Source organism: Streptomyces sennicomposti (assembly GCF_019890635.1).
GTDB lineage: Bacteria > Actinomycetota > Actinomycetes > Streptomycetales > Streptomycetaceae > Streptomyces > Streptomyces sennicomposti.
Genome location: NZ_JAIOAB010000005.1, coordinates 1 through 26004 on the forward strand (window position 1 = coordinate 1; position 26004 = coordinate 26004).

The window sequence follows — 26004 nt, forward strand, 5'->3', positions numbered from 1 at the left end:
GGGGGGGGGTGGGGGGGCGGGGGGGGGGGGGGGTGGGGGGGGGGGGGGGGGGGGGGGGGGAGGCGGGCCGGGGGGGGGGGGGGGGCCCGCCTCGCCGGGGAGGCGGCCGGCCTCCGCCAGGGCGCGGCGCAGCAGGAACTCGATCTGCGCGTTGGCCGAGCGCAGCTCGTCCGACGCCCAGCGGGCCAGCGCATCGTAGACGGACGGGTCCAGCCGCAGCAGCACCTGCTTGCGCTGCTGCGGCCGGCGCCGGGCGGGCGTGCCCTCCTCGGGGGCGGTCACTGGTAGAGCGTCCCGGTGTTGAGGATCGGCTGCGGCGCCCGGTCCCCGCACAGCACCACCATCAGGTTCGACACCATCGCCGCCTTCCGTTCGTCGTCGAGTTCCACGATGTCCCGCTCGGCGATCCGGGCGAGCGCCGTCTCCACCATGCCGACGGCTCCGTCCACGATCTCGCGCCGGGCGGCGACGACCGCGCCCGCCTGCTGCCGCTGGAGCATCGCCGAGGCGATCTCGGGGGCGTAGGCGAGGTGGGTGAAGCGCGACTCGATGATCTGCACGCCGGCCGCCTCCACGCGCGCGTGCAGTTCGAGGGCGAGCTTCTCGGTGATCTCCTCGGCGTTGCCGCGCAGCGACAGGCCGGCCTCGTCGTGGGCGTCGTAGGGGTACTCGATGGCGATGTGCCGTACGGCCGCCTCGGTCTGGGTGGAGACGAACTCCAGGTAGTTGTCCACCTCGAAGGAGGCCTGCGCGGTGTCGCGGACCTTCCACACCACGACCGCGGCCAGCTCGATCGGGTTGCCGTAGGCGTCGTTGACCTTCAGGACGGCGGTCTCGTGGTTGCGGACCCGGGTGGAGATCTTCTCGCGGGAGGTGAGCGGGTTGACCCAGCGCAGGCCGTCCTCGCGGATGGTGCCCCGGTAGCGGCCGAACAGCTGGACGACCCGTGCCTCGCCGGGCGCGACCATGTTCAGCCCGCACATGGCGAGCAGCGCGGCGATGCCGATCACGATGCCGACCACGATCAGGGCGACCTTGGGGCCGGTGGCGGTGACGGCCGAGCCGGCCACCACGAGCACCACCGCGATCACCAGGCCGACCAGCCCGAGGAGCAGCGCGAGGCCGCCCTTGATGCTGTGCGCGGGGAACTCGCGCACCTGCGGGGCGGGCATGTCGGGCAGGTCGGCGGCGCCGGGGCCGCCGTCGGCGGTGCCGGGCGCGGGGTCGTGTGCGGACATGGGAAATCCCCCGTTCTCGTACGTCTCCGTACGGTTGTGACCGCGGCCGCTGGTGGCGGCTGCCTATCGTCGTTCTAGCTAAGTGATATCACTTTACCCCGGGATGGCAACCCCCAACCCCTCTGGAGCGTCGGTTCCGTTGGGGCGGGTGCTCATTGTCACGTCCGAAAAAGGACGGATCGAGGGCCCTTTGTCACAGAGGGCGGTGTTAGCTTTCTGAGCTGACCTGGGCCACGTACGTGAGTGACAGCTGAGACGGAAGCGGAGCGGACGGACGCATGGGACGAGCCGAAGAGAGACGAGCGCGGCAGCGCGGTGGCCGCCGCGCGGCGCCCAGGAGCTCGTCCACCGCACCGACGGCCGCACCGGGGGCGGGGACCGGCGCTCCGGTCACCGGCGGCCGGGCCGCGGCCCGCCGTGCGGCGCGCTCCGGCAAGGCGGGCAGGGCGGGCAAGGCGAAGAAGAGCGGCATACGCCGGCTGTTCACCTGGAAGAAGATCGTCGGCACGTTCCTCGGCGTCTGCCTGCTCGGCATCGGCACCTTCATCGTGCTCTACATGATGGTGGGCATACCCCAGGGCAACGCCGTCGCCCAGCAGGAGAGCAACGTCTACAAGTTCAGCGACGGCTCGATCCTGGCCCGCAAGGGCACGGTCAACCGCGAGAGCGTGTCCCTGGACAAGGTGCCCGTCGAGGTCCAGCACTGCTTCGTCGCGGCGGAGAACAAGAGCTTCTACCACGACTCCGGCGTCGACCTGAAGGGCACCGCCCGCGGCCTGCTCAACACGCTCTCCGGCAAGGGGGCGCAGGGCGGCTCGACGATCACGCAGCAGTACGTCAAGAACTACTACCTGACGCAGGACCAGACCGTCACGCGCAAGCTGAAGGAACTGGTCATCTCGCTGAAGGTGGACCAGAAGCTGTCCAAGGACGACATCCTGGCCGGCTACATCAACACCAGCTACTACGGCCGCGGCGCCTACGGCATCCAGGCCGCCGCCCAGGCCTACTACCGCACCGACGCCTCCAGGCTCACCGTCGAGCAGGGCGCCTACCTCGCGGCCCTGCTCCAGGCGCCGAGCCAGTACGACTGGGCGGCGGCCACCCCGACCGGCAAGAAGCTGGTCCAGGAGCGCTGGAACTACGTGCTGAACAACATGGTCGAGCAGCACTGGCTCGACGCCGGTAAGCGGCAGGCCATGAAGTTCCCGGTCCCCAAGGACCCGAAGGGCACCCCCGGCCTCGAAGGGCAGAAGGGCTACCTGATCGACCTCGCCAACAAGCAGCTGGAACAGCAGTTGGTGAAGCAGGAGGGCATCTCCATGGCCCAGGCCGAGGCCGAGGTCGTCGACCGGGGCTGGACGATCACCCTCAACATCGACAAGAAGAAGCAGGCCGCCCTGGAGCGGACGGTCAAGGAACAGCTGACCAGCAAGCTGGACGCGAAGAAGCGCAAGGTCGACGGCGACGTCCAGGCCGGCGCGGTCTCCGTCGACCCGAAGACCGGCAAGGTCGTCGCCCTGTACGGCGGCGAGGACTACTTCAAGCACTACGTCAACAACGCCACCCGCAAGGACTACCAGCCCGCCTCCACCTTCAAGCCGGTGATCCTCGCCGCGGCCGTCGACAGCGGGGCCGAGACGCAGGAGGGGCAGCCGATCACGGCGAACACCCTCTACGACGGCACCAGCGGCCGGCAGGCCGTGGACCACGGTGTCAAGGTCGGCTTCGGCCCGCCCAACGAGGACGACCAGAACTACGGCCAGATCACCGTCCAGACGGCGATGAACCAGTCCGTGAACTCCGTCTTCGCCCAGATGGGCATCGACGTGGGCATGGAGAAGGTGATGAGCGTCGCCGGCAAGCTCGGCATGGACACCGAGGGCATGCAGGCGGTGCCCGCGCAGACGCTGGGCTCCATGGGCGCCAGCCCGCTGGAGATGGCCGGCATCTACGCCACCCTCGACAACCACGGCAAGAAGGTCACCCCGACCGTCCTCGCCAAGGCCGAGAACAAGACCCGCCAGGTCAAGATGCCCGACCCGATCGGCGACGAGGTCATCAGCCGCGAGGCCGCCGACACGGTGACCTCGGTGCTGACGGGCGTGGTCGACGACGGCACGGCCAAGAAGTCGGTGCGCGACAACCCGCTGCGCGACGGACAGCAGGTCGCGGGCAAGACCGGCACCTCCGACGAGAACAAGTCGGCCTGGTTCACCGGGTACACGCCCAAGCTCGTCACCTCGGTCGGCCTGTTCGGCGAGGACGCGAAGTCCCACGCCCACACCACGCTGACCGGCGCCACCGGGCTGCTGCCGAGCCCCGGCCGCATCAACGGCGGCGGCTACCCGGCGCAGATCTGGGCCGCGTACACCTTCGGCGTGATGGACGGCACCAGCAAGTTCGACCTGGACACCACGCAGGGCGCGGCCGTCCAGCCGTCCACGAGCCCGTCCACCAGCGTGTCGCCGAGCCATTCGGCCTCCGAGTCGCCGAGCAGCGCGCCGCCGTCCGCGTCCGAGACGGAGAGCAGCCCGCCGCCGAGCCACTCGCCGAGCAGTACGCCGCCGAGCCACTCGCCGAGCAGCACGCCGCCCACCCAGTCGTCGTCCCCGCCGCCGGACCCGTCGACCAGCCCGGGCGCCGACGGCGGCGGCGACGGCAACCCGTTCGACCCGGGCGGCGACGGGGCGCAGCTGACCGACCGGGAGCACACCACCCGGTAGCGGCCCGGCAGCGTCCCCGGGGGAGCGGGCGCGTCCACCGGGCGCGCCACCACTCCGGGCGCGCGCGACCACTCCGGGCCACGATCGCTCCGGGCCACGATCGCTCCGGGCCACGACCACTCCGGGCCACGATCGCTCCGGGCCACGATCGCTCCGGACGCACGACGAGGGGCACGCACCGCACGGTGCGTGCCCCTCGTCGTGCGTCCTCGCGTGCTCGCGCCGTCCGCGTCAGCCGCGGTGCAGCTCGAACCACACCACCTTTCCGGTGCTCAGCCGGGTCGCGCCCCAGCGGCGGGCCAGCCTGTTGACCAGGTACAGGCCCCGGCCGCCCTCGTCGGTGGCGCGGGCCTGCCGCAGCCGCGGCAGCTGCGGCACGTCGTCGCCGACCTCGCAGCGCAGCACGTCGGTGCGCAGCAGCCGCAGCGTCACCGGCCGGGAGGCGTAGCGCACGGCGTTGGTGACGACCTCGCTGACCAGCAGCTCGACCGAGTCCGTCAGCTCCTCCAGACCCCAGCGGGCCAGCGCCCGGCGGGCGAGCCGGCGGGCCTGGCCGGGGGCGGTCTCCTCCGGGTCCAGGAACCAGTACGCCACGTCGCTCGGCGCGATCCCGTCGAAGCGGGCGGCGAGCAGCGCGATGTCGTCGTCCCGGTCGCCCGGCCCGAGCATGTCCAGGACCTCGTCGCACAGCGCCTCCAGCGGCGGCGGATGGTCCGGGCCGGTGAGCCGCGCGGTGGCGGCCAGCTTCTCGCGCAACTGCTCGATGCCGGTCCACACGTCGCGCAGCCGCGACTCCACCAGGCCATCGGTGTACAGCAGCAGCGTGCCGCCGGCCGGGGCGTCCAGCTCCACCGCCTCGAAGTCCACCCCGCCGACCCCGATCGGCGCGCCCGGCGGCACCTTCAGCACCTCGGCCCGGCCGCCCAGGTGCAGCAGGACCGGCGGCGGGTGGCCGGCGTTGGCGATGGTGATGCGGTGCGAGACCGGGTCGTAGACGGCGTACAGGCAGGTCGCCATGCGGTCGGTGCCCAGGCGCTGCGCCTGCTCGTCCAGATGGTGCAGCACCTCCTGCGGCGGCAGGTCGAGGCCGGCCAGGGTCTGCGCGGTGGTGCGCAGCTGGCCCATGATCGCCGCCGAGGTCATGGAGTGGCCCATCACGTCGCCGACGACGAGGGCGACGCGGCTGCCGGGCAGCGGGATCGCGTCGTACCAGTCGCCGCCCACCCGGGCGGTCTGCGCGGCCGGCAGATAGCGCGAGGCCAGCCGCACCCCGGTGGGGCGGGGCAGGGTCTCGGGCAGCATGGTGCGCTGCAGCTCGTCGGCGATGTACGCCTCACGGCCGTACAGCATCGCCTTGTCGATGCCGAGCGCGCTGTGCGTGGCGAGCTGCGCCGCGACGAGGAGGTCGTCGTTCTCGAACGCCAGCCGCTCGGGGCGGCGCAGGAACAGCGCGGCGCCGATCACCCGGCGTCGGCCGCGCAGCGGGGCGAGGACGGCGCGCTGCCCGTCGGGCACCGCCAGCTCGGAGTCCTCGCCGAGGAGTTCGGTCAGCGCGGCGCGCGCGGACGGCGCGTCGGTGAAGACCGGCCGGACCCCGCGCAGCACCTCGCCGAGCGCGCTGCCGGGCCGCACCTCGCACAGTTCGTTGGTGACGACGGACAGCTCGGCCGGCTGCTCGGGCGCCGGGACGGGCATGAACCCGATCTCCGTGTCCCGCTCGGTCGGTATCCGGTCGGTGCGGCGCAGCCGCAGCACCAGCGGGCCCACCGGCCGCTCGTCGCCCACCGGCAGCGGCTCGCGCAGATACACGAGGATGGCGTCGGAGAACGTCGGCACGGTCGCCCGGCACAGCCCCATGACGGATCTCGTCGAGGTCCATGCCGCGCGCGATGCGCCGGGTCGCCGCGCCCACGAACCGCAGCCGGTCCCCGTCGCGCCGCATCGGCAGCGGACGGTTGGACGGCAGCGGCTGCCCGCTGCGCCGCTCCTGCCCGCCGGGACCGCTGGTTCCGCCGGTTCCGCGCCGGTCCGTGCCGTCGGTCGCGCCCGGGGACCTGACCGTGCCGGACGCCCCCGCGGCGCCCGCGGGGCCGGTGGACCGGCCGCCCGGGTCGGGCTGGGCCGGGATGCCCTCGGGGGCGGGCCGCGGCCGGTGCGCGCCGGGTTCGGCGGCCACCGGCTGCGCGTGCTCGTACCCGGCCGAGGGCGACGCCTCGCCCGCGCGGGGCGCGTTCGCCCCGGCGCCGCGCGCCGGCTCGCCCGCCGCGCCCGGAGCCGCGGAGCGGGGCGCGCCGTCCGGGCGGGGCTGCAGCGGTAACGCCTGCGGCGGTTGCGGGGTACGCGGGAGTGCCCCGCGGGCGTCCGCGGGGTCGACGCCCGGCTGGGGGCGTTCGAAGGAGGTCGGCTGCTCCGTCACGCGTGTCGAATCCATCCGTCCGGGGCTGCGCGCCGGGCGCGCAGTGGGTCCCGCCGAAGACCCGATACCCGGAATACCTGCCCCAGGAACGGATTTCCGGCGTGGTCAGAGGCTGTTCCTGTGCCACCGGCGGGTCCTTCGCGGCCCGCACGGGTCATGCCGTCGTACCCCTCGCTCACGTCCTGCCGCCCCTCGGTGACGTACGGTCAGACCCGGCATGTGCGCCGGGAGTTGCTCCGGCCCTGCGCCTCCCTGCGCCCTTGCGGAGGACGATCCTACGTTTCCCGCCCGGGGGCGCATCAAGGGTCTCATGAGGACACGTGCGCGGGCGTACGGTCCCAGTCCTCCGGCAGCGACGGTACCGCCCAGGCGGGGTCGGGGCGCCAGTGCTGCCAGTTCTCGGAAAAGGGCGGCCCCCAGGCGCGGATCACCTCGACCGCGGCCAGCCCGGCGGCGCGCACCCGCTCGGCCAGCGCCGCGTCCACCAGGCCGTCGCGCTGCGCCTGCGCGAACTCGTCCTCGTCGCGCCAGTCCCAGCTGCGGTCCGGCTGCACGGTGATGTCCAGGAAGTGGTCCACGGAGTCCACCCCGCCCGCCCAGCGGACTAGGGGCTCCTCCAGGTTCACGTACCAGTTCTTGAACCGCCAGCCCGGCTCCCAGAACAGCCACACCGACCACGGCTCGCCCGGCCGGGCCAGCTTCAGCACCCCGGTGCCGAACCAGCGGTCGCGCTGCACGGCGCGCGGCTTGGTGTAGCGGGAGGCGAGCGGTTCCTGGTGCACGGGGGTGCCGTCGGCGAGGACGGGTCTGACGCACTCGGTGCCGGGCGCCATCCACACCGCCAGCAGGTCGGCGTCGTCGCGCACGACGGTCACCGGCCGGGCGATGTGGAAGCCGGCGCCGCCGTTCTCCCGGTACCGCCACAGGATCTGGGTCCCCGGGGCCCAGTGGCCCTCTCTCGCACCGCCCGCCGTCACGCGTCTCACCGCTCCGTCGTCTGCCATGGACAGATATTAGGTGTCATGGCCATACGACGCTGCGGTGAGCGTCACGGTTCACACCCGGGGGCGGTGAGGGTTCACGGGTGTGTCATCCGCAGGACGTCCAGGGCCTCGTCGAGCTGTTCGGCCGTCAGGTCGCCCCGCTCCACATAGCCGCTCTCCTCCACGACCTGACGGATCGTCTTCTGCTCGGCGAGCGCCTTCTTGGCGACCTTCGCTGCCTCCTCGTAGCCGATGTACTTGTTGAGCGGGGTGACGACGGACGGCGAGGACTCGGCGTACTCGCGGGCGCGTTCGCGGTGGGCGACGATGCCGTCGACGGTCCGGTCGGCCAGCAGGCGGGTGACGTTGGCGAGCAGCCGGATCGACTCCAGGACGTTCTTGGCGATGACCGGGAGCATCACGTTCAGCTCGAAGTTGCCGGCGGCGCCCGCGGTGGCCACGGTCGCGTCGTTGCCGACGACCTGCGCGGCGACCATCAGCACCGCTTCCGGGATCACGGGGTTGACCTTGCCCGGCATGATCGAGGAGCCCGGCTGGAGGTCGGGCAGGGAGATCTCGGCGAGTCCGGTGCGCGGCCCGGAGGACATCCAGCGCAGATCGTTGGCGATCTTCGTCAGGCCGACGGCGATGGTCCGCAGCTGGCCGCTGGTCTCCACGACGCCGTCCCGGGCGCCCTGCGCCTCGAAGTGGTCGCGGGCCTCGGTGAGCGGCAGCCCGGTGGTGCGGGCCACCTCCTCGATGACGGCGGCGGAGAAACCGGGCGGGGTGTTGATGCCGGTGCCCACGGCGGTGCCGCCCAGCGGGAGTTCGGCGAGCCTCGGCAGGGAGGCGGTCAGCCGCTCCACGCCGTAGCGCACCTGCGCCGCGTACCCGCCGAACTCCTGGCCGAGGGTGACGGGCGTGGCGTCCATCAGGTGGGTGCGGCCGGACTTCACCACGTCCTTGAACTCCTCGGCCTTGCGGGCGAGGGCGTCGGCGAGGTGGTTCAGGGCGGGGATCAGGTCGTGGGTGACGGCGGCGGTGGCGGCGATGTGGAGGGAGGACGGGAACACGTCGTTGGAGGACTGGGAGGCGTTGACGTGGTCGTTGGGGTGCACGTCCCGGCCCAGCCGCTCGGTCGCGAGGGTGGCGATGACCTCGTTGGTGTTCATGTTGGACGAGGTGCCCGAGCCGGTCTGGAACACGTCCACGGGGAAGTGCTCGTCCCACTTCCCCTCGGCGACCTCCTCGGCCGCCGACGCGATCGCCTCGGCCACGTCCTTGTCGAGCACCCCCAGATCCGCGTTGACCTTCGCGGCGGCGCCCTTGATCCGCGCCAGCGCCTCGATGTGGGCACGCTCGATCCGCTGCCCGGAGACGGGGAAGTTCTCCACGGCACGCTGCGTCTGAGCCCGCCACTTGGCCTCGGCGGGCACCTTGACCTCGCCCATGGAGTCGTGCTCGATACGGTATTCGGTCATACCGGGTACAGCGTGTCAGCGCCCCCGATTGTTCCGCCCGTTGAGCCGAACGGGCGAGGTGAGCGGGCGAGGTGAGCGGGGCGCGGGGACCTCGGCGGCGCGTCCCAGTCCCGCACCGCCCCGCGCCTTGCCGAGGCGCGGGTCCGGGCGGGTCGCCCGCCGGGGCGTGGTGCGAGGGCGTGGGGCGGGTCCGCTGCCGGGGGCGGCGTGGTGCGAGGCCTGGGGCGGGTCCACCGCCGGGGGCGGCGTGGCGCGAGGCCCGGGCGGGTCCGTCGCCGGGGAGGGCGCGGTGCGGGGCCCGGGGCGGGTCCGCCGCCAGGGGGCGCGGTACGAGGCCCAGGGCGGGTTCGCCGCCGGGAGCGTGGTGCGAGGGCCTCGGCGGGCCACCGGAGCCCCGCGCCGGACCGTGGGTGCGGGGCCTCTGGTGAGCCCGTCCGCCGGGGAGCGGCGCGGTCCCGGGGCGAGTCGCCCGCCGGGGCGTGCTGCGAGGGCCTCGGGCGGGTCCGCTGCCGGGGGCGGCGTGATGCGAGGCCCCCGGCGGGTCCGCCACCGGGGAGGGCGCGGTGCGGGGGCCACCGGAGCCCCACGCCGGACCGTGGGTGCGGGGCCTCTGGTGAGCCCGCCCGCCGGGGAGCGGCGCTGTTCCCGGGCGGGTCGCCCGTCGGCCGCCCTGAAGCGCGGGGGTCCAGGGGGCGGAGCCCCCGGCGGGGTCGTAGGGGCGGAGCCCCTGGGGGATGGGACGGGTAGGGGCGGCGGGGGCGAGACTCGCCCGGCCGGCCGCCCAGGCCGCTTGCCGGCCCGCCGCCGAGGCCGCGTGCCGGGCCGTGCACCGGCCATCGAGGGCCTGGCGCGGACCGTCGGCGGTCCGCCGCCTCGCGGGGGTCGGGGGCGGAGCCCCGGCGGGGTGGAAGGGGCGGAGCCCTTGGTGGGGTCGTAGGGGCGGAGCCCCTGGGGGATGGGACGGGTAGGGGCGGCGGGGGCGAGGAACCTTCCCCGCCGCCCGAGGCGTTACGCCAGGCCCGGCCCCCGTACCGGGATCGACGTGAACGTCGGCTGCGGGGCCGGGTCCTGGAAGAAGTCGTTGCCCTTGTCGTCGACGACGATGAACGCCGGGAAGTCCTCCACCTCGATCTTCCAGACCGCCTCCATGCCCAGCTCCTCGTACTCCAGGACCTCGACCTTCTTGATGCAGTCCTGCGCGAGACGGGCCGCCGGACCGCCGATGGACCCGAGGTAGAACCCGCCGTGCGCATGGCACGCGTCCGTGACCTGCTTGCTCCGGTTGCCCTTGGCCAGCATCACCTTGGAGCCGCCCGCCGCCTGGAACTGCGCCACGTAGGAGTCCATGCGCCCGGCCGTCGTCGGGCCGAAGGAACCGGAGGCGTACCCCTCGGGGGTCTTGGCCGGACCGGCGTAGTAGACCGGGTGGTCCTTGAGGTACTGCGGCATGCCCTCACCCGCGTCCAGCCGCTCCTTGATCTTCGCGTGCGCGATGTCGCGGGCCACGACCAGCGGCCCGGTCAGCGAGAGCCGGGTCTTGACCGGGTACTTGGTCAGCTCGGCGAGGATCGAGTCCATCGGCTGGTTGAGGTCGATCTTGACGACGTCCCCGGCCTCGTCCAGGTGCTCGTCGGTCGTCTCCGGCAGGAACCGCGCCGGGTCGGTCTCCAGCTGCTCCAGGAACACGCCCTCCGCCGTGATCTTGGCGACGGCCTGGCGGTCGGCCGAGCAGGAGACGGCGATGGCGACCGGGCAGGACGCGCCGTGCCGGGGCAGCCGGATCACGCGCACGTCGTGGCAGAAGTACTTGCCGCCGAACTGCGCGCCGATGCCGATCTTCTGGGTCAGCTCGAAGACCTGCTCCTCCAGCTCCTTGTCCCGGAAGCCGTGGCCGAGCGGGGAGCCCTCGGTCGGCGCGTTGTCCAGGTAGTGCGCGGAGGCGTACTTGGCGGTCTTCAGCGCGTACTCGGCGGAGGTGCCGCCGACGACGATCGCGAGGTGGTACGGCGGGCAGGCGGCCGTGCCCAGCGAACGGATCTTCTCCTCCAGGAACTTCATCATGGAGGCCTCGTTCAGGACGGCCTTCGTCTCCTGGTACAGGAACGACTTGTTGGCGCTGCCGCCGCCCTTGGCCATGAACAGGAACTTGTAGGCGCCCCCGTCGGCGGCGTACAGCTCGATCTGCGCGGGCAGGTTGGAGCCGGTGTTCTTCTCCTCCCACATGGTCAGCGGGGCCATCTGGGAGTAGCGCAGGTTCAGCTTGGTGTACGCGTCGAAGATGCCGTGCGAGAGGGCCTTCTCGTCCTCGCCCTCGGTCAGCACGTTCTGCCCGCGCTTGCCCATGACGATCGCCGTGCCGGTGTCCTGGCACATCGGCAGCACGCCGGCCGCGGCGATGTTGGCGTTCTTCAGCAGGTCCAGGGCGACGAACTTGTCGTTCGAGCTGGCCTCGGGGTCGTCGATGATGCGGCGCAGCTGGGCGAGGTGGGCCGGGCGCAGGTAGTGCTGGATGTCGTGGATCGCCTCCTCGGCGAGCCTGCGCAGCGCCTCCGGCTCGACCTTGAGGAACGTACGTCCGTCGGGCCCCTCGACGGTGGAGACGCCCTCGGACGTCACCAGCCGGTACGGGGTGGTGTCCTCACCCTGGGGGAGCAGATCGGTGTACGCGAACTCAGGCATCGTCGCCCATTCCTCACTCGACAGACAGCTGCCCGCCCCGGTCGGCGGGCACCGACCAGCGTAGGACCTGTGGATGACGGCGGGCTTGTGAGGTCCGGCTCACTGCCCGGGACGCCGCGGACGCGTGCGCGCGGGGCGAGGGTTTTCCACAGGGCGGCGACAGGGGGTAGTCGCGATCTATCGCGTTTCGGTACGCTGCTGCCGTGGACCTTCAGAAGCAGCAGACCGAACCGTCCCGGCAGAGCGCGCCGGGCCCGGCGGCCACCGCCCGCGCCACCGGGCTGCGCGCCTCGGACGCCGACCGCGACCGCATCGCCGACATCCTGCGCGACGCCCTCGCCGAGGGCCGTCTCACCGCGGACGAGCACGCCGAGCGCGTCGAGGGGGTGCTCAGCGCCAAGACGGTCGGCGAGCTGGAGGTCTTCATCCAGGACCTGCCCGCCGCCCACCAGGACCGCACCGGCCCTGCGTACACCGCCGCGCCGCACCGCCCGCCGGCCGGTGAGATACCCCCGCGGGCCGACGAGAACGTGGTGGCGGTGTTCAGCGCCGCCGTCCGCAAGGGCCGCTGGCGCGCCGGACGCCGGCTGCACGCGTACGCGGTCTTCGGCAGCGTCGAGATCGACCTCAGCGAGGCGATATTCGAGTACCAGCAGGTCGTCATCAAGGCCGTCTCGGTCTTCGGCGACGTCCAGATACGCGTCCCGGAGAACGTCTCGCTGCGCGGCACCGGCGGCGGCGTCCTCGGTAACTTCGAGGTGACGGCGCTGGATTCGGCCGATCCGCAGGCCCCCGTGGTCTACGTCGACGGCTGGGCGGTCCTGGGGAACGTGGAGGCGCGCCCCAAGCGCGGCAAGCTGGTCGCGGACATCCTCGACCGCGTGCAGCGCAAGGTCGACAAGCGGCTGCGCAAGCACCTCTGACCGGCCGCACGGTCCACGACCGAGTGCATAGGCGCGCGTACAGCGGGTAGGCCTTGCTGCATCGTCTCTCGGAGGGGTCCGTGGGACTCACGGCACCCCAGAGCTGCTCGCGAAGCCGTCGTCAGGAGAAGACCGTGCTGCAACCGCCGCATACGTCCCTGCAGGTCGCTGCCGTCCCGGCCCAGCGGGTGCCAGTGCGGGACAGGGACCAAGACGCACCCTGGCACACCGAGGCGGTGTGCCGGCGTGACGAGGCCGGCCTGTTCTTCGCGCCCTCCAAGGAGCCCACCGCCGCCCGGCTCTCGCGCGAGGAGGCGGCCAAGCGGGTCTGCGCGCGGTGTCCGGTGATGGTCGAGTGCCGCGAGCACGCACTGCTCCAGCCCGAGCCGTACGGCGTCTGGGGCGGCCTCACCGCGGCGGAGCGCCGCGTCGTCCTCGCGCGCCGCAGGCGCCGCGAGATGGAACTGAAGAAGACCGCGCGCACGACGGGACGGATAGCGCAGGCGGGCTAGCCGGACGCCGGCCGGCGCACGACGCGGCGCGCTCCGCCGCGGCGACGGGCTCGGCCGGCGCCGCCTGGCGCCGCCGGGCACGGCGCGGGCCTCCCCGGTACGGCGCGGGGCTTGTCGGTACGGCGCGGGCGTCCGGGGAGCCGGCGCGGGCGTCGTGGGCGGGCCGTCACGGGCGAGCCGTCGTGGACGGGTGGGGGCACCTCCCTCCGCACCGGGAGGCGCCCGTCGCCGTACGAGAACGAAGGCCGTCGGCTCCTCGGAGCCTGGGACTGACCGCTTCGCGCCGCCGGACCTACTTCGCGCGGTCGAAGTCGATCGCGCTGTACGCCCGCAGCTTGCTCAGCCGGTGCTCGGAGTCGATGCGGCGGACCGTGCCGGACTTCGAGCGCATGACGATCGAGTCGGTGACCGCGGTCTCCGAGCGGTAGCGCACCCCGCGCAGCAGCTCGCCGTCGGTGATGCCGGTGGCGACGAAGAAGACGTTCTCGCCGGAGACCAGGTCGTCGGTGCCCAGCACCCGGTCGAGGTCGTGTCCGGCGTCGATCGCCCGCTGCCGCTCCTCGTCGTCCTTGGGCCACAGCTTGCCCTGGATGGTGCCGCCCAGGCACTTCACCGCGCAGGCCGAGATGATGCCCTCGGGGGTGCCGCCGATGCCGAGCAGCATGTCCACGCCGGTCCCGTCGCGCAGCGCCAGGATCGAGCCGGCCACGTCGCCGTCGGAGATCAGCTTGATCCGCGCACCGGTCTCCCGGATCTCCTTGATGACGCCGTCGTGCCGGGGCCGGTCGAGGATGACGACGGTGACGTCCTCGGGCGTGGCCCGCTTCGCCTTGGCCACCCGCCGGATGTTCACGGACACCGGCGCGTCGATGTCGACGAAGTCCGCGGCGTCCGGCCCGGTGACCAGCTTGTCCATGTAGAACACGGCGGACGGGTCGAACATCGCCCCGCGCTCGGCGGCGGCCAGCACGGCGATGGCGTTCGGCATGCCCTTGGCGGTCAGGGTGGTGCCGTCGATCGGGTCGACGGCGATGTCGACCTCCGGCCCGGTCCCGTCGCCCACGCGCTCCCCGTTGAAGAGCATCGGGGCTTCGTCCTTCTCGCCCTCGCCGATGACGACGACGCCGTTCATCGAGACGGTGGAGACGAGGGTCCGCATGGCGCGGACCGCGGCGCCGTCGGCGCCGTTCTTGTCACCGCGCCCGACCCAGCGGCCGGCCGCCATCGCGGCGGCCTCGGTCACCCGGACGAGTTCCAGGGCGATGTTGCGGTCAGGGGCCTCTTCGGGGACTTCAAGCTCGGACGGGAGGTGATGATGCTCGGTCATCGGAGCGCACCTTTCTGATACGACGACGGCCGGATGAGGGTTCTGGCCTTGACTCTATCGCCGGGCAGACAAAATGAGCAGGGGACCCCACGGATGAGCGGATCGGGCACCTGCGACGATAGGAGGCGTGGCAGGTTCGAACCGCAAGCAGAAGACAGTCCGGGGCACCATCGCCTCCCTGGGCGTGACCGTGTTGGCGGCGGCGGTCGTCTACATCTTCGTCCCGCACGACGATCACGCTCCTGACATCAAGCCGGTCGACTACCGCGTCGAACTGATCACGGCGCGCCGCGCCGCCTCCTACCCGGTGGCCGCGCCCGAGGGGCTCCCCGCGGGCTGGAAGGCCACCTCGGTCCGCTACCGCGCCGACCAGGGCGACCTCTGGCACCTGGGTTTCCAGGATCCCGACGGTCAGTACGTCGCGGTCGAGCAGTCCACGCAGAAACGCAAGGACTTCATCGACGAGGCCAGCCAGGGCGGCCATGCCACCAAGGTGACCCAGCAGATCGACGGCCGCACCTGGACCCGGTACACCGGCGGCCGCTACGACGCCCTCGTGTACGAGGACGGCAAGGGATCGACGACGGTGGTCGCGGGCACGGCGGGCTTCGACCGGCTCACGGCGATGGCGCAGGCGCTGGAACTGAAGAAGACGTCCTGAGGGCGGGCTGACGGTGGCCCGAGGGCGGACCGACGACTGCCTGACGGCGGGCTGACGGTGGCCTGAGGGCGGCCCTACGGTGGACTGACGACGGCCGGCCCGGGGCCGCAGCCCCGTCCGGAGCCGTAGGCCCCGAAGCGCACGGCCCACCGGGCCGCAGCCGGCTGCCGGGCCGCAGCCGCCTCCCGGGTCGTAGCCGGCTGCCGGGCCGCAGCCGCCTCCCGGGTCGTAGCCGGCTGCCGGGCCGCAGCCGCCCGCCGGGCGCGGACCGCCCGGCCCGCATACCGCCCCGGGCCGCATACCGCCCCGGCCCGCTGGCCGCGCCCCCGAGCCTCCGGCTCGGTTACTCCTCGCCGTCCTCGTCCTCGTCCTCCGCGGCCTCCTCGGCCAGGGCGGCGTCCAGGCGGGCGCGGGCGCCCTCCAGCCACCGCCGGCACACCTTGGCCAGCTCCTCGCCCCGCTCCCACAGCGCCAGGGACTCCTCCAGGCTGGTGCCGCCCGCCTCCAGGCGCCGTACGACGTCGATCAGCTCGTCGCGCGCCTGCTCGTAGCCGAGCGTCTCCTGTGCCGGTGCTGCCTTGCTTGTCATCCGCCCACCCTAAATGTCGACTCGAACCGTGAACTCGCCCTCGGCGACCCGTGCCCGCAGCGCCTCGTCCGCCGTCACCTCCGCCGGATCGCGGACCACATGGCCGTCCGCCCGCTGCAGGACGGCGTACCCGCGCCGCAGCGTCGCCGCGGGGGAGAGGGCCACCACGCGCGCGTGCGTGTGCGCCAGCTCGGAGTCGGCGCGGTCCAGCAGGTGCCGCAGCGTGCGCCGGCCACGGTCGAGCAGCGCGGCGACATGGTCCGCCCGCTCGTCGATCATGCGGTGCGGGTCCTCCATGCAGGGCCGCGCCAGCGCGTGCGCGAGCCCGCGCTCCTCCCGCTCCACGTGCGCCTGCGCGCACCGCCGTGCGCGGTTGCGCAGCTGCCGCACCCGCTCGTACTCCTCGCCGACGTCCGGGACGACCTTCTTCGCGGCGTCGGTGGGGGTGGAGGCGCGCAGGTCGGCGACGTAGTCCAGCAGCGGCGTGTCCGGCTCGTGGCCGATCGCGGAGACCACGGGCGTACGGCACGCGGCGACCGCGCGGACCAGCTGCTCGTCGGAGAACGGCAGCAGGTCCTCCACGCTGCCGCCGCCGCGCGCCACCACGATCACGTCCACGTCCTCGATCTCGTCCAGCTCCTTGACGGCCTGGACGACCTGCGTGACGGCGTGCACGCCCTGCACGGGGACGTTGCGCACCTCGAAGCGGACGGCGGGCCAGCGGTGCCGGGCGTTCTCCAGGACGTCCCGCTCGGCGGCGGAGGCGCGCCCGCACACCAGCCCGATCAGCTGGGGCAGGAAGGGCAGCGGCTTCTTGCGCTCGGGCGCGAACAGGCCCTCGGCGGCGAGGTTCTTCTTCAGCTGCTCCAGCCGGGCCAGCAGCTCGCCGACGCCCACCGGCCTTATCTCGGCCGCGCGCAGCGACAGTTGCCCGCGCGGGGCGTACCACTCCGGTTTGGCGTGCACGAGGACGCGGGCGCCCTCGCCGACGACGTCGGCGACCGCGTCGAACACCTCGCGGTAGCAGGTCACGCCGACCGAGATGTTGTACGACGGGTCGCGCAGCGTCAGGAACACCACGCCCGCGCCCGGCCGCCGCGACAGCTGGGTGATCTGGCCCTCGACCCAGACCGCGCCGAGCCGGTCGATCCAGCCGCCGATGAGCCGCGAGACCTCACCGACGGGCAGGGGAGCTTCGGGGGACGTGGAGATGGCCATGTCCGCGAGGGTAGCGGCCGGCGCCGACAACGACGGCGGCACGGACGACGGCGGCACGGACGTCGGTAGCGCGGGACGGGGACGGCACGGACGCCGGCGGCGCGGGACAGGGACGGCAGGCGCCGGACGGGACCAGGGGTGCCGGACGGGATCGGGGGTGCCGGACGGGACCGGGGGCGTCGATGGGGGCCGCGCGATCTCCGGCCCGCCGGGGGCACCCTTACGATGGGGCCATGACTGCTACGTCTGGCCGCCGTGTCCTGCTCGCCGCCCCCCGGGGCTACTGCGCGGGTGTGGACCGCGCCGTGATCGCCGTCGAGAAAGCCCTGGAGCAGTACGGGGCTCCGGTGTACGTCCGGCACGAGATCGTCCACAACAAGTACGTCGTGCAGACCCTGGAGAAGAAGGGTGCCGTCTTCGTCGAGCGGACGGAGGAGGTGCCGCCGGGCAACATCGTCATGTTCTCGGCGCACGGCGTGGCGCCCGTCGTGCACGAGGAGGCCGAGCGCGGCCGGCTCGCCACCATCGACGCCACCTGCCCGCTGGTCACCAAGGTCCACAAGGAGGCCGTCCGGTTCGCCAAGGAGGACTACGACATCCTCCTGATCGGGCACGAGGGCCACGAGGAGGTCATCGGCACCTCCGGCGAGGCCCCCGAGCACATCCAGCTGGTGGACGGCCCCGAGGACGTGGCGAAGGTCGAGGTGCGCGACCCGTCGCGGGTGGTGTGGCTGTCCCAGACCACGCTCTCGGTGGACGAGACCATGGAGACGGTCGACGCGCTGAAGGAGAAGTTCCCGCAGCTGATCTCGCCGCCGAGCGACGACATCTGCTACGCCACGCAGAACCGCCAGCTCGCGGTGAAGCAGATGGGCGCCGAGGCGGACCTGGTCATCGTGGTCGGCTCGCGCAACTCCTCCAACTCCAAGCGGCTGGTGGAGGTCGCCAAGCTCGCCGGCGCCGCCCAGGCGTACCTGGTGGACTTCGCCGACGAGATCGACGAGGCCTGGCTGGAGGGCGTGAGCACGGTCGGCGTGACCTCGGGCGCGTCGGTGCCGGAGGTGCTGGTCGAGCAGGTGCTCGAATGGCTCGCGGGGCGCGGTTTCGAGGACGTGGAGATCGTCAAGGCGGCCGAGGAGTCCATCACGTTCTCCCTGCCGAAGGAACTGCGCCGCGACCTGCGCGAGGAGGCGGCCTCGCTGGTCGCCGAGCGCGGCGGGTCGGGCACGGCGGAGGACTGAGCGCGGCGGAGGGCCGAGCGCGGGGCGGCGGTGGCGGGCGCCTGGGAGGGCATCCGTCAGGCGGCCCCGGCCCGGCTGCCCGGGAGGACACCCGTCAGGCGGCCCCGGCCCGGCTGCCCGGGAGGACACCCGTCAGGCGGCCCCGGTCCGGCCGCCACTGGCGTGACTGTCAGTGCCACCCCGTAACGTGGAGCCATGCAGATCTTCGGTGTGGACATCGGCGGTTCGGGGATCAAGGGCGCCCCGGTGGATCTGGACCGGGGCGACCTGGCCCAGGAGCGGTGCAAGGTGCTCACCCCGCACCCGGCGACGCCCGACGGGGTGGCCGACGGCGTGAAGCAGGTCGTGGACCATTTCGGCTGGACGGGCCCGGTCGGACTGACCTTCCCGGGCGTGGTCACCGGCGGCGCCACGATCCGCACGGCGGCCAATGTCGACAAGAGCTGGATCGACACCGACGCGCGCGCGTTGTTCGGCGAGCGCCTCGGCGGCCTGCCGGTGACGGTGGTCAACGACGCGGACGCGGCGGGCGTCGCCGAGATGCAGTTCGGCGCGGGGAAGGACCGCAGGGGCACGGTGATCCTGCTGACGTTCGGCACGGGCATCGGCAGCGCGGTCTTCATCGACGGCGCCCTGGTGCCCAACACCGAGCTGGGCCACCTGGAGCTGGACGGCCACGAGGCGGAGAAGCGCGCCTCCAGCAAGGTCAAGGACGACCGGGAGCTGTCCTGGGAGCAGTGGGCGCACCGGGTCCAGAAGTACCTGGCCCATGTCGAGATGCTGTTCTCGCCCGAGCTGTTCATCATCGGCGGCGGCGTCAGCCGCAAGTCGCAGAAGTTCCTGCCCCTCATCGAGGGCGTCCGGGCGGAGATCGTCCCCGCGCAGCTGCAGAACAACGCGGGGATCGTGGGCGCGGCGATGCGGGCGGCGCAGGACGGCTGACGGTGTCGGGTCCGGCCCGGCCCCACCCGGAGGTACGCGGCCGCACCCGGCGGTGTGAAGCGTTGGCGCCCGGCGACTCACCCCCTCGGCGGCCCCCGGTCGACGGCCTCGCCCCTAGCGGACGGTGTTGATCCGATGAGGCGCTCACCCGGCGGACGGTGTGGGCCCGGCGGACGACACGGGCCCAGCGGACGGCGTCGACCGGACGAACGGCGCGGTCCGACAGCGTCAGCTCGGCCGCTGGCGGCCGCCGCCCGGCCGCCGGCTCCGCACCGCCGGCCGGGCGGCCACCGCCAGGGCGGCGCGCCGTACCAGCGCCGTGGCCCCGGCGACCAGCGTCCCGGCGTACAGCCACACCGCCTGGGTGGCGAGGGCGGTCACCAGGCCCATCAGGGTGCCGAGGACCCCCTCGCCGTCGGCCACCGGCAGCAGCCCGACGGTGAACCCGATCGGCACGACGACGGGCGCGGTCAGCAGGTCGCCCTTGCGCACCCACAGGGCGGTCAGCGCGCACACCGGCACGAACAGCACGCCGTACACGGCCGGCGAGGCATCGAGGAGCAGGGCGTCGAGACAGCCCAGCGCGAACATCACCGCACCGCAGAACAGCCCGCCGCCGAGCCCGGTCAGCCGCGGGTTGGGCAGCCGCCGAAGCCGTCGTACGGCGCCGGCCGGGGCGGAGACGGGGGGTGCGGGGGAGGGCGCCCGGCGCGGCGCGGGCCGGTCGGGGCCGCGCGCTCCTCCCGCGGCCGGTCGGGGGCGGGCGCGGGCCGACGGCCGTACCGGCTGCTGTATGCCCTGCGGGGGCGCGGGCGGCCTGCCGCGTCGCGGTCCGTGCTGCTGGGGTCGCGTCCTGTGTTGCTCCACCGGACCAACCTAGGTCTGTTTATGTGCTGAATAGGCCGTTTGACACGCCGCACGGCGTGGCGCGGCCAAGCGTTCGAACCGTCGCCGAAGCGGGGCGGCGCACGCCGTAGACTGGTGGATCGGCCGCCTGGCCGCCAGTCTCCTCACGTACGGGAAGTCGCAACGTGTCGCTCACGATCGGAATCGTCGGTCTGCCGAACGTCGGCAAGTCGACCCTGTTCAACGCCCTGACCAAGAACGACGTGCTCGCGGCCAACTACCCGTTCGCCACGATCGAGCCCAACGTCGGTGTCGTGGGCGTCCCGGACGGTCGCCTCGCCCAGCTCGCCTCGATCTTCAAGTCGGAGCGGATCATCCCGGCCACCGTCGACTTCGTGGACATCGCCGGCATCGTGCGCGGCGCCAGCGAGGGCGAGGGCCTGGGCAACAAGTTCCTCGCGAACATCCGCGAGTCGGACGCGATCTGCCAGGTCATCCGCGCCTTCAAGGACGAGAACGTCGTGCACGTGGACGGCAAGGTCTCGCCCAAGGACGACATCGAGACGATCAACACCGAGCTGATCCTCGCCGACCTGCAGACCATCGAGAAGGTCCTGCCCCGCCTCCAGAAGGAGTCGCGGATCAAGAAGGACGTGGCGCCGAAGGTCAAGGCGGTCGAGGAGGCCAAGGAGATCCTGGAGAAGGGCGACACGCTCTTCGCGCACGGCATCGTCCAGGGCACCGAGCGCAGCGAGCTGCTGCACGACCTGCACCTGCTCACCACGAAGCCCTTCCTCTACGTCTTCAACGTCGATGAGGACGAACTGACCGACGAGGACTTCAAGAACGAGCAGCGCGCCCTGGTGGCCCCCGCCGAGGCGATCTTCCTCAACGCCAAGCTGGAGGCGGACCTCGCCGAGCTGGACGAGGAGGACGCGCTGGAGCTGCTGGAGTCGGTGGGCGCCGAGGAGCCGGGCCTGGCCACCCTCGCCCGCGTCGGCTTCAACACCCTGGGCCTGCAGACCTACCTGACGGCCGGCCCCAAGGAATCCCGCGCCTGGACCATCAAGAAGGGCGCCACCGCCCCCGAGGCGGCCGGTGTGATCCACACCGACTTCCAGAAGGGCTTCATCAAGGCCGAGGTCATCTCCTTCGCCGACCTCGTGGAGACCGGCTCGGTGGCCGAGGCCCGCGCCAAGGGCAAGGCCCGCATGGAGGGCAAGGACTACATCATGCAGGACGGGGACGTGGTGGAGTTCCGCTTCAACGTTTGAGTGGATGAAGTAACACCACGTCGCTGATGTGGCAAACAAGCAGATCAGAAGGGGCCGGGTTTTCGAGAGCCCGGCCCCTTCGTCCATACCGTGCTGCTTCGGTGCTGGTTTTCTGACGATTAGTCACCTCTGCTGGGCGCTGAGGATGGAACCGCTGTGACGACCTGATCGGTTGCGTCAGCTCCTACCTTCCGGCGCCGCCAAAGGTCAGGGGTGCAGGTAGCTGAGTGAGTAGGCCCTCGATTAGAAGCCGTTGCACCAGCCATGCCGCGTCCTTTCGCTCGATGTTGACGCATCAAGCGTGGCCCGCCGCGCGCGGTTTTGACAGTTCTGGACAGTGTTGGACGGCATCAGACGTCACTGGACGGGATCAGATGCGCGTCACGCGCAGTGGTCGAGGTTCGCCTCGGACAGGGAGACCCAAGCTGAGGGAGCCAGGGCTGCCGGATGGGCCCATGCGACGGCTGAGTGAAGAGCTGCATGCGCTGCATCGGAAGGCCGGATTTCCAGCAACGCGTGAACTGGCCCGCAGGACGAACGGGGTCGGTAGTCACGGGCGTGTGCACGACCTGTTCTCAAATCCGGTGCTCCCCGACTGGAGTTTCCTCGCACTAGTCGTTCTGATTCTTGCTCAGGATATTGCCACTGGAACCCGAGCCTGAAGTTGCTCGGTTCCACATGCTGTGGGATGGCGCGGCAATTGGAGAGCAGAAGGATGTGTCCAGCGAAGTGCTGAAGGCGCTGGAATGGCTGACGCTGCCGAATCAGGTGTCGTAAACGGTGGAGCGATGCCCGACGTGGACGACCCACACCACAAGCTCTCCCTTGTCGATCGTGTAGACGACCCGGTAGTCGCCGACCCGCAGTCGACGGCGTTCTGGCTGTGACACGAGCGCGGTGGTGTTGAAGCCGAGGGGGTCGCGCTCCAGTTCGGTCAGTTTGGTCAGGATGCGTAGGGCCATGTCGCGAGGGATCTTCCGGAGCTCGGCCTGTGCCTCTGGCCGGAAGACGGTTCGGTATTCACTCACCGCGCGCCAGCGTCTCCCTCATGATGTCCTCGATCGGGATGCCGGGTGCCGGGTTGGCCATGCGTTCGTCGATGATCCGGTTGATCTCGCGCTCTTCCCATTCCTGGTACTTGCGCAGCACCTCGATGGAGACGACGGCGGCAATCTGCTTGCCCCGTCGGGTGATCACGGTGGGCATGTCATCTCGATCGGCGCGCTCCACGACCTCGGCTAGGTGCGCACGTACGTCGCGGATGGACTCTATGGGCAGTGGCTGTGTCATGCGCTCAAGCGTACCGAGTGTGCCATGTGTACACAACCTGTCCCAGGTCGAGCGGGTTTTGCCGTGCCGGATGAGCTGGGTGACTTGTCACCGTGCTGGATAGGTGCTGGATAGCCACTTCCAGTACTGCGTTTACGCAGGTGGGAGCCCTGCGCCGCAGATTCCGCTTCAACGTCTGATACGTCCGGCGAAAGGCCGTCCGACCCGCGGTAGAGCGGGTCGGGCGGCCTTTGTCGTCCGCGCGGGCGACCGGTGCGCGGCCCTGACGGGACTACGGGCGGGACCACCCGTCGGCGAACTCGCACTGGAGGTCCGTCGAGCGGCGCTGTTCCACGGGGGAGTAGCTGGGATAGCCGAGGCGTTCCACGCCCTTGACCCACTCGTCCCAGAGGCCGTCGGGCTCCGTGAAGCGGTCGGCGTGGCGGGTGCCGAGGTGGGCGTCGAGGCGGAGGAGGGCGCCGAGGGCGGCGGGCTGGTCGTAGTGGAGGTCGGTGCGGGGGAGGTAGCGGTCGAGGTAGGCGGTGAGGATCTCGGCGTCGGCATGGGTGCTGAAGCGGGCCAGGGCGAAGCAGTAGGCGCCGCCGGAATAGCAGACCTCGCTGGCCAGGAGCAGGTCGCCGATGCGTGCCCGGAACCGTTCGCGGCGGTGGACGCCGATCAGCCAGGCCGCGGTGAGGCGCGAGCGCCATTCGTAGCCGAGGAGGGCTTCCAGTTCCTCGTCGGTGATCGCGGCGGCGTCATCGATCAGGTGTCGGGTGAAGCGGGTGGTGTGCCGCCACCGGGGGCCCAGGAAGCGCCCGCCGTTCAGTACGAGATAGCGCGGGAGGCCCGCGTACGTCCGCGTCACGTACCTCTTGACCACATGGCCGCAGCCGATCTCCTCGGGGTGCCGGGACGGCATGGGTCACCTCTCCGGGTGCAGGTCGGTGCGGTCGATCCAAGTGGGGGCGACGAAGGCATCATCGCCGACGGGGGCTTCGGAGGCTTCCAGGAGGGACCAGGCGCGGGACTCTTCGGCCATGTGCTCCCAGGGCGCGGTCCAGTCGGGTTCCCGGTCCAGGCCGGGGCCGGAGGCGCCGTACGTACGGCCAGCGTCCATGCGCCAGAACTGGGAGTAGAGGATCACCTGGGCGTGGTGGGCGAGGTCGTTGATGACCTCGGTGAAATGGGCCGAGGGCCAGCCTGGGGCGTCGTCCGCGGTGGCGGCTCGTAGGCGCGCGGTGAGCGCCGGTACGACGGGGGTGCGTGCGCCGAGTGCGGTCAGCGCCCAGCGGATGCCGACGGACTAGTCCGGTGGGGTCGCGTGTTCCAGGCAGGCGCGGTGGGCGCGGTGCAGGGGCCCGGTGGCGCCGTCGGTCTCCAGGCTCGCCAGGGCCATGGCCGCCCATTCGCGGACGGTCGGGTGGTCGCTGCCCAGCAGGCCGATGAGAGCGGAACCGCAACGGGGATCGCCCATCTCCTCGAAGACCGCGATGGCGGTCAGCTGACCGAAGCCGCCGAGGGAGGGCAGGCCGTCGACGAGGGCGGGGACGGCCTCGGAGCCGATGCCGATCAGTTCCGCGCGGGCGTCGTACGACGGGCCGGACGAGTCGTCGAGCTGCTGGACGAGTCTCTCGAGGCGAGCGGTCACTGGTGGTCGCGCCGCCAGAAGGTGGGCAGCCATCAGCAGAGCACCGAGCGGTCGGCGGGGCACAGGGAGCGGTTCTCGGCCGCCCAGTCCTCGAAGGAGACCTTGTTCGTCCCGCCGGCCCTGGTGGGCCGGCGGGACGGGACCCCGTCGTTCTCCCGGAAGCAGAGGGGGCAGATCCCGTACGCGCCGGGCAACGCGTCCTCCAGCACGCGGTGCCCGCAGCACGGACGGGGGCAGGAGTCGCTCACCTGCACAGTCTCCTCGCAAGCCTCACGGGCACGCCAGGGCTTTCGCCCCTCGAAGCCCCCGGCCAGTCCGCAGCCAGTCCGCGGGACACCCGTGATCGGCCGTCGGGAGGGAGTCAACACAGGCCGACGTGGAAGCCTCGTCTGGGTTGAGTAGGGGCCACGATCGGCACACCGATACGAGACGCCTGCTAATCTCGATGTTACTAACTTCGACGTTAGTAATGCGGAGGTAGGTGTGGTCGACTTTGTGGGCCGTCGGCAGGAGCTGGCGACACTCGAGCGTGAGCTGCGAAAGGTGGCGGCGGGGGTCGGCGGAGAACGGCCCGGCCGGTGCGTGATGTTGCGTGGGCGGCGGCGGGTGGGCAAGTCGCGGCTGGTCGAGCGGTTCGCGGAGCGTTCCGGGGCCCCGTTCTTGTTCTACGCGGCGACCGGCGCGTCTCCCCGGGACGATCTCGCGCGGCTTGCCCGGGACGCCCAGACGTCGACGCTGCCGTTGGCGGGGCTGGTGGCCGCCGCGCGGCCGGAGAGCTGGGACGCCGCGTTCGACGTCCTGGCCGCGGCGCTGCCCGCCGACCGGGCGAGCGTGCTGGTCGTCGACGAAGTGCCGTACCTGATGGATGCCGACGGCGCCTTCGAGGGTGTGCTGCAACGTGCCTGGAACCGGGTGCTGGAGACCAAGCCGGTGCTCCTGGTCCTCATCGGCTCCGATCTGTCGATGATGGAGGCACTGAACAGCTACGGACGGCCCTTCCACCAGCGTGGTCGGGAGATGGTGCTGGGACCCCTCAACCCCGCCGAGGTCGGGCGGATGCTCGGGCTGGGTCCGGCGGAAGCCTTCGACGCCGCTCTGGTGACCGGTGGGCTGCCGCTGATCTGCGCGGAGTGGCCGCGCGGAGCGGGGCTGTGGGATTTCCTGGGTGAGGCGCTGAGCGATCCGGTCTCGGCCCTGCTGGTGTCGGCCGAGCGCTCGTTGGCCGCCGAATTCCCCCCGCAGGCGCAGGCGCGCACGGTGCTGGCCGCCATCGGTAGTGGCGAGCGCACCTTCACCAACATCGCCAGGGCGGCCGGCGGGATCGGGGCCACGCCGTTGCAGCGAGCGCTGGAGCTGCTCACGGACAAGCGGATCGTCGCCGCGGAGCTGCCCGTGTCGCTGCGCCCGTCGAAGGATCGCCGCTATCGGGTGGCAGATCCCTACCTGCGGTTCTGGCTGCATCTGCTGGGCCCGTCCATGGAGGAGATCGAGCGGGGGCGCGGCGATCTGACCCTGGCGCGTATCCGGGAGAACTGGACCAGCTGGCGCGGCCGGGCCGTCGAGCCCCTGGTCCGCGAGGCCCTGGCGCGGATCCTGCCCGACGGCAGGCTGCCCGCGGCCCCGGCGGTGGGCGGCTACTGGACCCGCACCAACGACGTCGAGATCGACATCGTCGGAGCGGACCGCGCCCCCATCGCCAAGGAACTGTTCTTCGTCGGCTCCGTCAAGTGGCTGGAACAGGCGCCCTTCGACCGGCACGATCTGGCGGCTCTCCACCGCCACCGTGCCGCTCTCACCGGCGAACCCGTCCCCGTCGTGGCGGTCTCGCGCAGCGGAGTCGAGTGCTCGGGGCTCGACGCCGCCTACGGTCCCGTCGATCTGCTGGCCGCCTGGTCACTGTGAGCGCGGAGGGAGGGCCCGGAGGAACGCGGCGCGGGCGGCATGACCCAGGTCGTGCCGCCCACCGGATCAGCTTCCGTCCTCGTCGTCCTCTCTCGTCTCCCACCAGCCGCGGTTACGGAGTCCGCA

At 72.1% G+C, this 26004-nt stretch carries 23 protein-coding genes and 1 pseudogene; 8 read left to right on the forward strand and 16 right to left on the reverse strand.

What is annotated here, in order from left to right:
• Together K7787_RS31550 and K7787_RS04375 are read right to left on the reverse strand one after the other, a co-directional pair.
• The coding region (locus tag K7787_RS31550) for a type II toxin-antitoxin system antitoxin (RefSeq protein WP_372456602.1) at nt 1-333 on the reverse strand (333 nt) is incomplete at its 3' end.
• The gene (locus K7787_RS04375) at nt 279-1238 is read right to left on the reverse strand and encodes an SPFH domain-containing protein (protein ID WP_009190393.1); all 960 of its coding nucleotides are present in this window, start codon (nt 1236-1238) and stop codon (nt 279-281) included. The genes K7787_RS31550 and K7787_RS04375, both read right to left, overlap by 55 nt.
• Nucleotides 1239-1516: 278 nt before the next feature.
• Between K7787_RS04375 and K7787_RS04380 the strand changes: the two genes are divergently transcribed.
• Nucleotides 1517-3964, forward strand: a complete 2448-nt coding sequence (locus tag K7787_RS04380; RefSeq protein ID WP_223000555.1) for a transglycosylase domain-containing protein — start codon at nt 1517-1519, stop codon at nt 3962-3964.
• A gap of 231 nt (nt 3965-4195) precedes the next feature.
• On the opposite strand, the pseudogene K7787_RS04385 reads toward K7787_RS04380, so the two are convergent.
• The 4 genes and pseudogenes from K7787_RS04385 to K7787_RS04400 all read right to left on the reverse strand — a co-directional run bounded on the left by K7787_RS04385 (nt 4196) and on the right by K7787_RS04400 (nt 11523).
• A pseudogene (locus tag K7787_RS04385) lies at nt 4196-6395 on the reverse strand (SpoIIE family protein phosphatase).
• A 293-nt stretch (nt 6396-6688) separates the two neighbouring features.
• Nucleotides 6689-7384: a cytidylyl-2-hydroxypropylphosphonate hydrolase gene (fomD, locus tag K7787_RS04390; protein ID WP_078512092.1), complete on the reverse strand. Its 696-nt coding sequence runs from the start codon at nt 7382-7384 to the stop codon at nt 6689-6691.
• Nucleotides 7385-7458: 74 nt separating this feature from the next.
• Entirely contained in the window at nt 7459-8844 is a 1386-nt protein-coding gene (locus K7787_RS04395; RefSeq protein WP_223000556.1) for a class II fumarate hydratase, read from the reverse strand.
• 1008 nt (nt 8845-9852) lie between these two features.
• On the reverse strand, nt 9853-11523 hold the full coding sequence (locus K7787_RS04400) for a fumarate hydratase (protein ID WP_223000557.1): 1671 nt from the start codon (nt 11521-11523) through the stop codon (nt 9853-9855).
• A gap of 203 nt (nt 11524-11726) precedes the next feature.
• On the opposite strand from K7787_RS04400, the gene K7787_RS04405 reads away from it, so the two are divergent.
• Complete coding sequence (locus tag K7787_RS04405; RefSeq protein WP_009190399.1) at nt 11727-12446, forward strand: DUF1707 SHOCT-like domain-containing protein; 720 nt, start codon at nt 11727-11729, stop codon at nt 12444-12446.
• A gap of 134 nt (nt 12447-12580) precedes the next feature.
• The gene (locus tag K7787_RS04410; protein WP_027757751.1) at nt 12581-12958 is read left to right on the forward strand and encodes a WhiB family transcriptional regulator; all 378 of its coding nucleotides are present in this window, start codon (nt 12581-12583) and stop codon (nt 12956-12958) included.
• A 292-nt stretch (nt 12959-13250) separates the two neighbouring features.
• Here the strand turns inward: K7787_RS04410 and glpX are convergent, their stop codons facing one another.
• A complete protein-coding gene (glpX, locus tag K7787_RS04415) occupies nt 13251-14285 on the reverse strand; it encodes a class II fructose-bisphosphatase (protein WP_009190401.1) in 1035 nt (344 codons plus the stop codon).
• A gap of 127 nt (nt 14286-14412) precedes the next feature.
• Here glpX and K7787_RS04420 point away from each other — a divergent pair, with 127 nt between their 5' ends.
• Complete coding sequence (locus tag K7787_RS04420; RefSeq protein WP_009190402.1) at nt 14413-14946, forward strand: DUF4245 domain-containing protein; 534 nt, start codon at nt 14413-14415, stop codon at nt 14944-14946.
• 343 nt (nt 14947-15289) lie between these two features.
• Here the strand turns inward: K7787_RS04420 and K7787_RS04425 are convergent, their stop codons facing one another.
• Together K7787_RS04425 and xseA are read right to left on the reverse strand one after the other, a co-directional pair.
• On the reverse strand, nt 15290-15535 hold the full coding sequence (locus tag K7787_RS04425) for an exodeoxyribonuclease VII small subunit (protein WP_009190403.1): 246 nt from the start codon (nt 15533-15535) through the stop codon (nt 15290-15292).
• 9 nt (nt 15536-15544) lie between these two features.
• On the reverse strand, nt 15545-16753 hold the full coding sequence (gene xseA, locus K7787_RS04430) for an exodeoxyribonuclease VII large subunit (RefSeq protein WP_223000558.1): 1209 nt from the start codon (nt 16751-16753) through the stop codon (nt 15545-15547).
• A 233-nt stretch (nt 16754-16986) separates the two neighbouring features.
• Between xseA and K7787_RS04435 the strand changes: the two genes are divergently transcribed.
• Entirely contained in the window at nt 16987-17994 is a 1008-nt protein-coding gene (locus K7787_RS04435; protein WP_009190405.1) for a 4-hydroxy-3-methylbut-2-enyl diphosphate reductase, read from the forward strand.
• Between the two features lie 195 nt (nt 17995-18189).
• The gene (gene ppgK / locus K7787_RS04440; protein ID WP_223000559.1) at nt 18190-18936 is read left to right on the forward strand and encodes a polyphosphate--glucose phosphotransferase; all 747 of its coding nucleotides are present in this window, start codon (nt 18190-18192) and stop codon (nt 18934-18936) included.
• Between the two features lie 228 nt (nt 18937-19164).
• On the opposite strand, the gene K7787_RS31555 is transcribed toward ppgK, so the two are convergent.
• Nucleotides 19165-19803: a DUF6542 domain-containing protein gene (locus tag K7787_RS31555; RefSeq protein WP_308036284.1), complete on the reverse strand. Its 639-nt coding sequence runs from the start codon at nt 19801-19803 to the stop codon at nt 19165-19167.
• 164 nt (nt 19804-19967) lie between these two features.
• Here K7787_RS31555 and ychF point away from each other — a divergent pair, with 164 nt between their 5' ends.
• Complete coding sequence (gene ychF, locus K7787_RS04450; protein WP_009190408.1) at nt 19968-21056, forward strand: redox-regulated ATPase YchF; 1089 nt, start codon at nt 19968-19970, stop codon at nt 21054-21056.
• Between the two features lie 764 nt (nt 21057-21820).
• Here ychF and K7787_RS04455 read toward each other — a convergent pair.
• From K7787_RS04455 to K7787_RS32045, 6 genes are all read right to left on the reverse strand, one after another.
• A complete protein-coding gene (locus K7787_RS04455; RefSeq protein WP_164392122.1) occupies nt 21821-22084 on the reverse strand; it encodes a type II toxin-antitoxin system RelE family toxin in 264 nt (87 codons plus the stop codon).
• Nucleotides 22077-22346, reverse strand: a complete 270-nt coding sequence (locus tag K7787_RS04460) for a type II toxin-antitoxin system Phd/YefM family antitoxin (protein ID WP_015578585.1) — start codon at nt 22344-22346, stop codon at nt 22077-22079. The genes K7787_RS04455 and K7787_RS04460 overlap by 8 nt, the downstream gene beginning before the upstream one ends.
• Before the next feature lie 271 nt (nt 22347-22617).
• Entirely contained in the window at nt 22618-23247 is a 630-nt protein-coding gene (locus K7787_RS04465) for a DUF6000 family protein (protein WP_223000560.1), read from the reverse strand.
• A 3-nt stretch (nt 23248-23250) separates the two neighbouring features.
• The gene (locus K7787_RS31560) at nt 23251-23472 is read right to left on the reverse strand and encodes a hypothetical protein (protein WP_247720538.1); all 222 of its coding nucleotides are present in this window, start codon (nt 23470-23472) and stop codon (nt 23251-23253) included.
• A gap of 159 nt (nt 23473-23631) precedes the next feature.
• On the reverse strand, nt 23632-23976 hold the full coding sequence (locus K7787_RS31565; protein ID WP_247720539.1) for a HEAT repeat domain-containing protein: 345 nt from the start codon (nt 23974-23976) through the stop codon (nt 23632-23634).
• Between the two features lie 32 nt (nt 23977-24008).
• The gene (locus K7787_RS32045) at nt 24009-24224 is read right to left on the reverse strand and encodes a CPCC family cysteine-rich protein (RefSeq protein ID WP_223000561.1); all 216 of its coding nucleotides are present in this window, start codon (nt 24222-24224) and stop codon (nt 24009-24011) included.
• Between the two features lie 235 nt (nt 24225-24459).
• On the opposite strand from K7787_RS32045, the gene K7787_RS04480 reads away from it, so the two are divergent.
• A complete protein-coding gene (locus K7787_RS04480) occupies nt 24460-25878 on the forward strand; it encodes an ATP-binding protein (protein ID WP_223000562.1) in 1419 nt (472 codons plus the stop codon).
• The last annotated feature ends 126 nt before the right edge of the window (nt 25879-26004 follow it).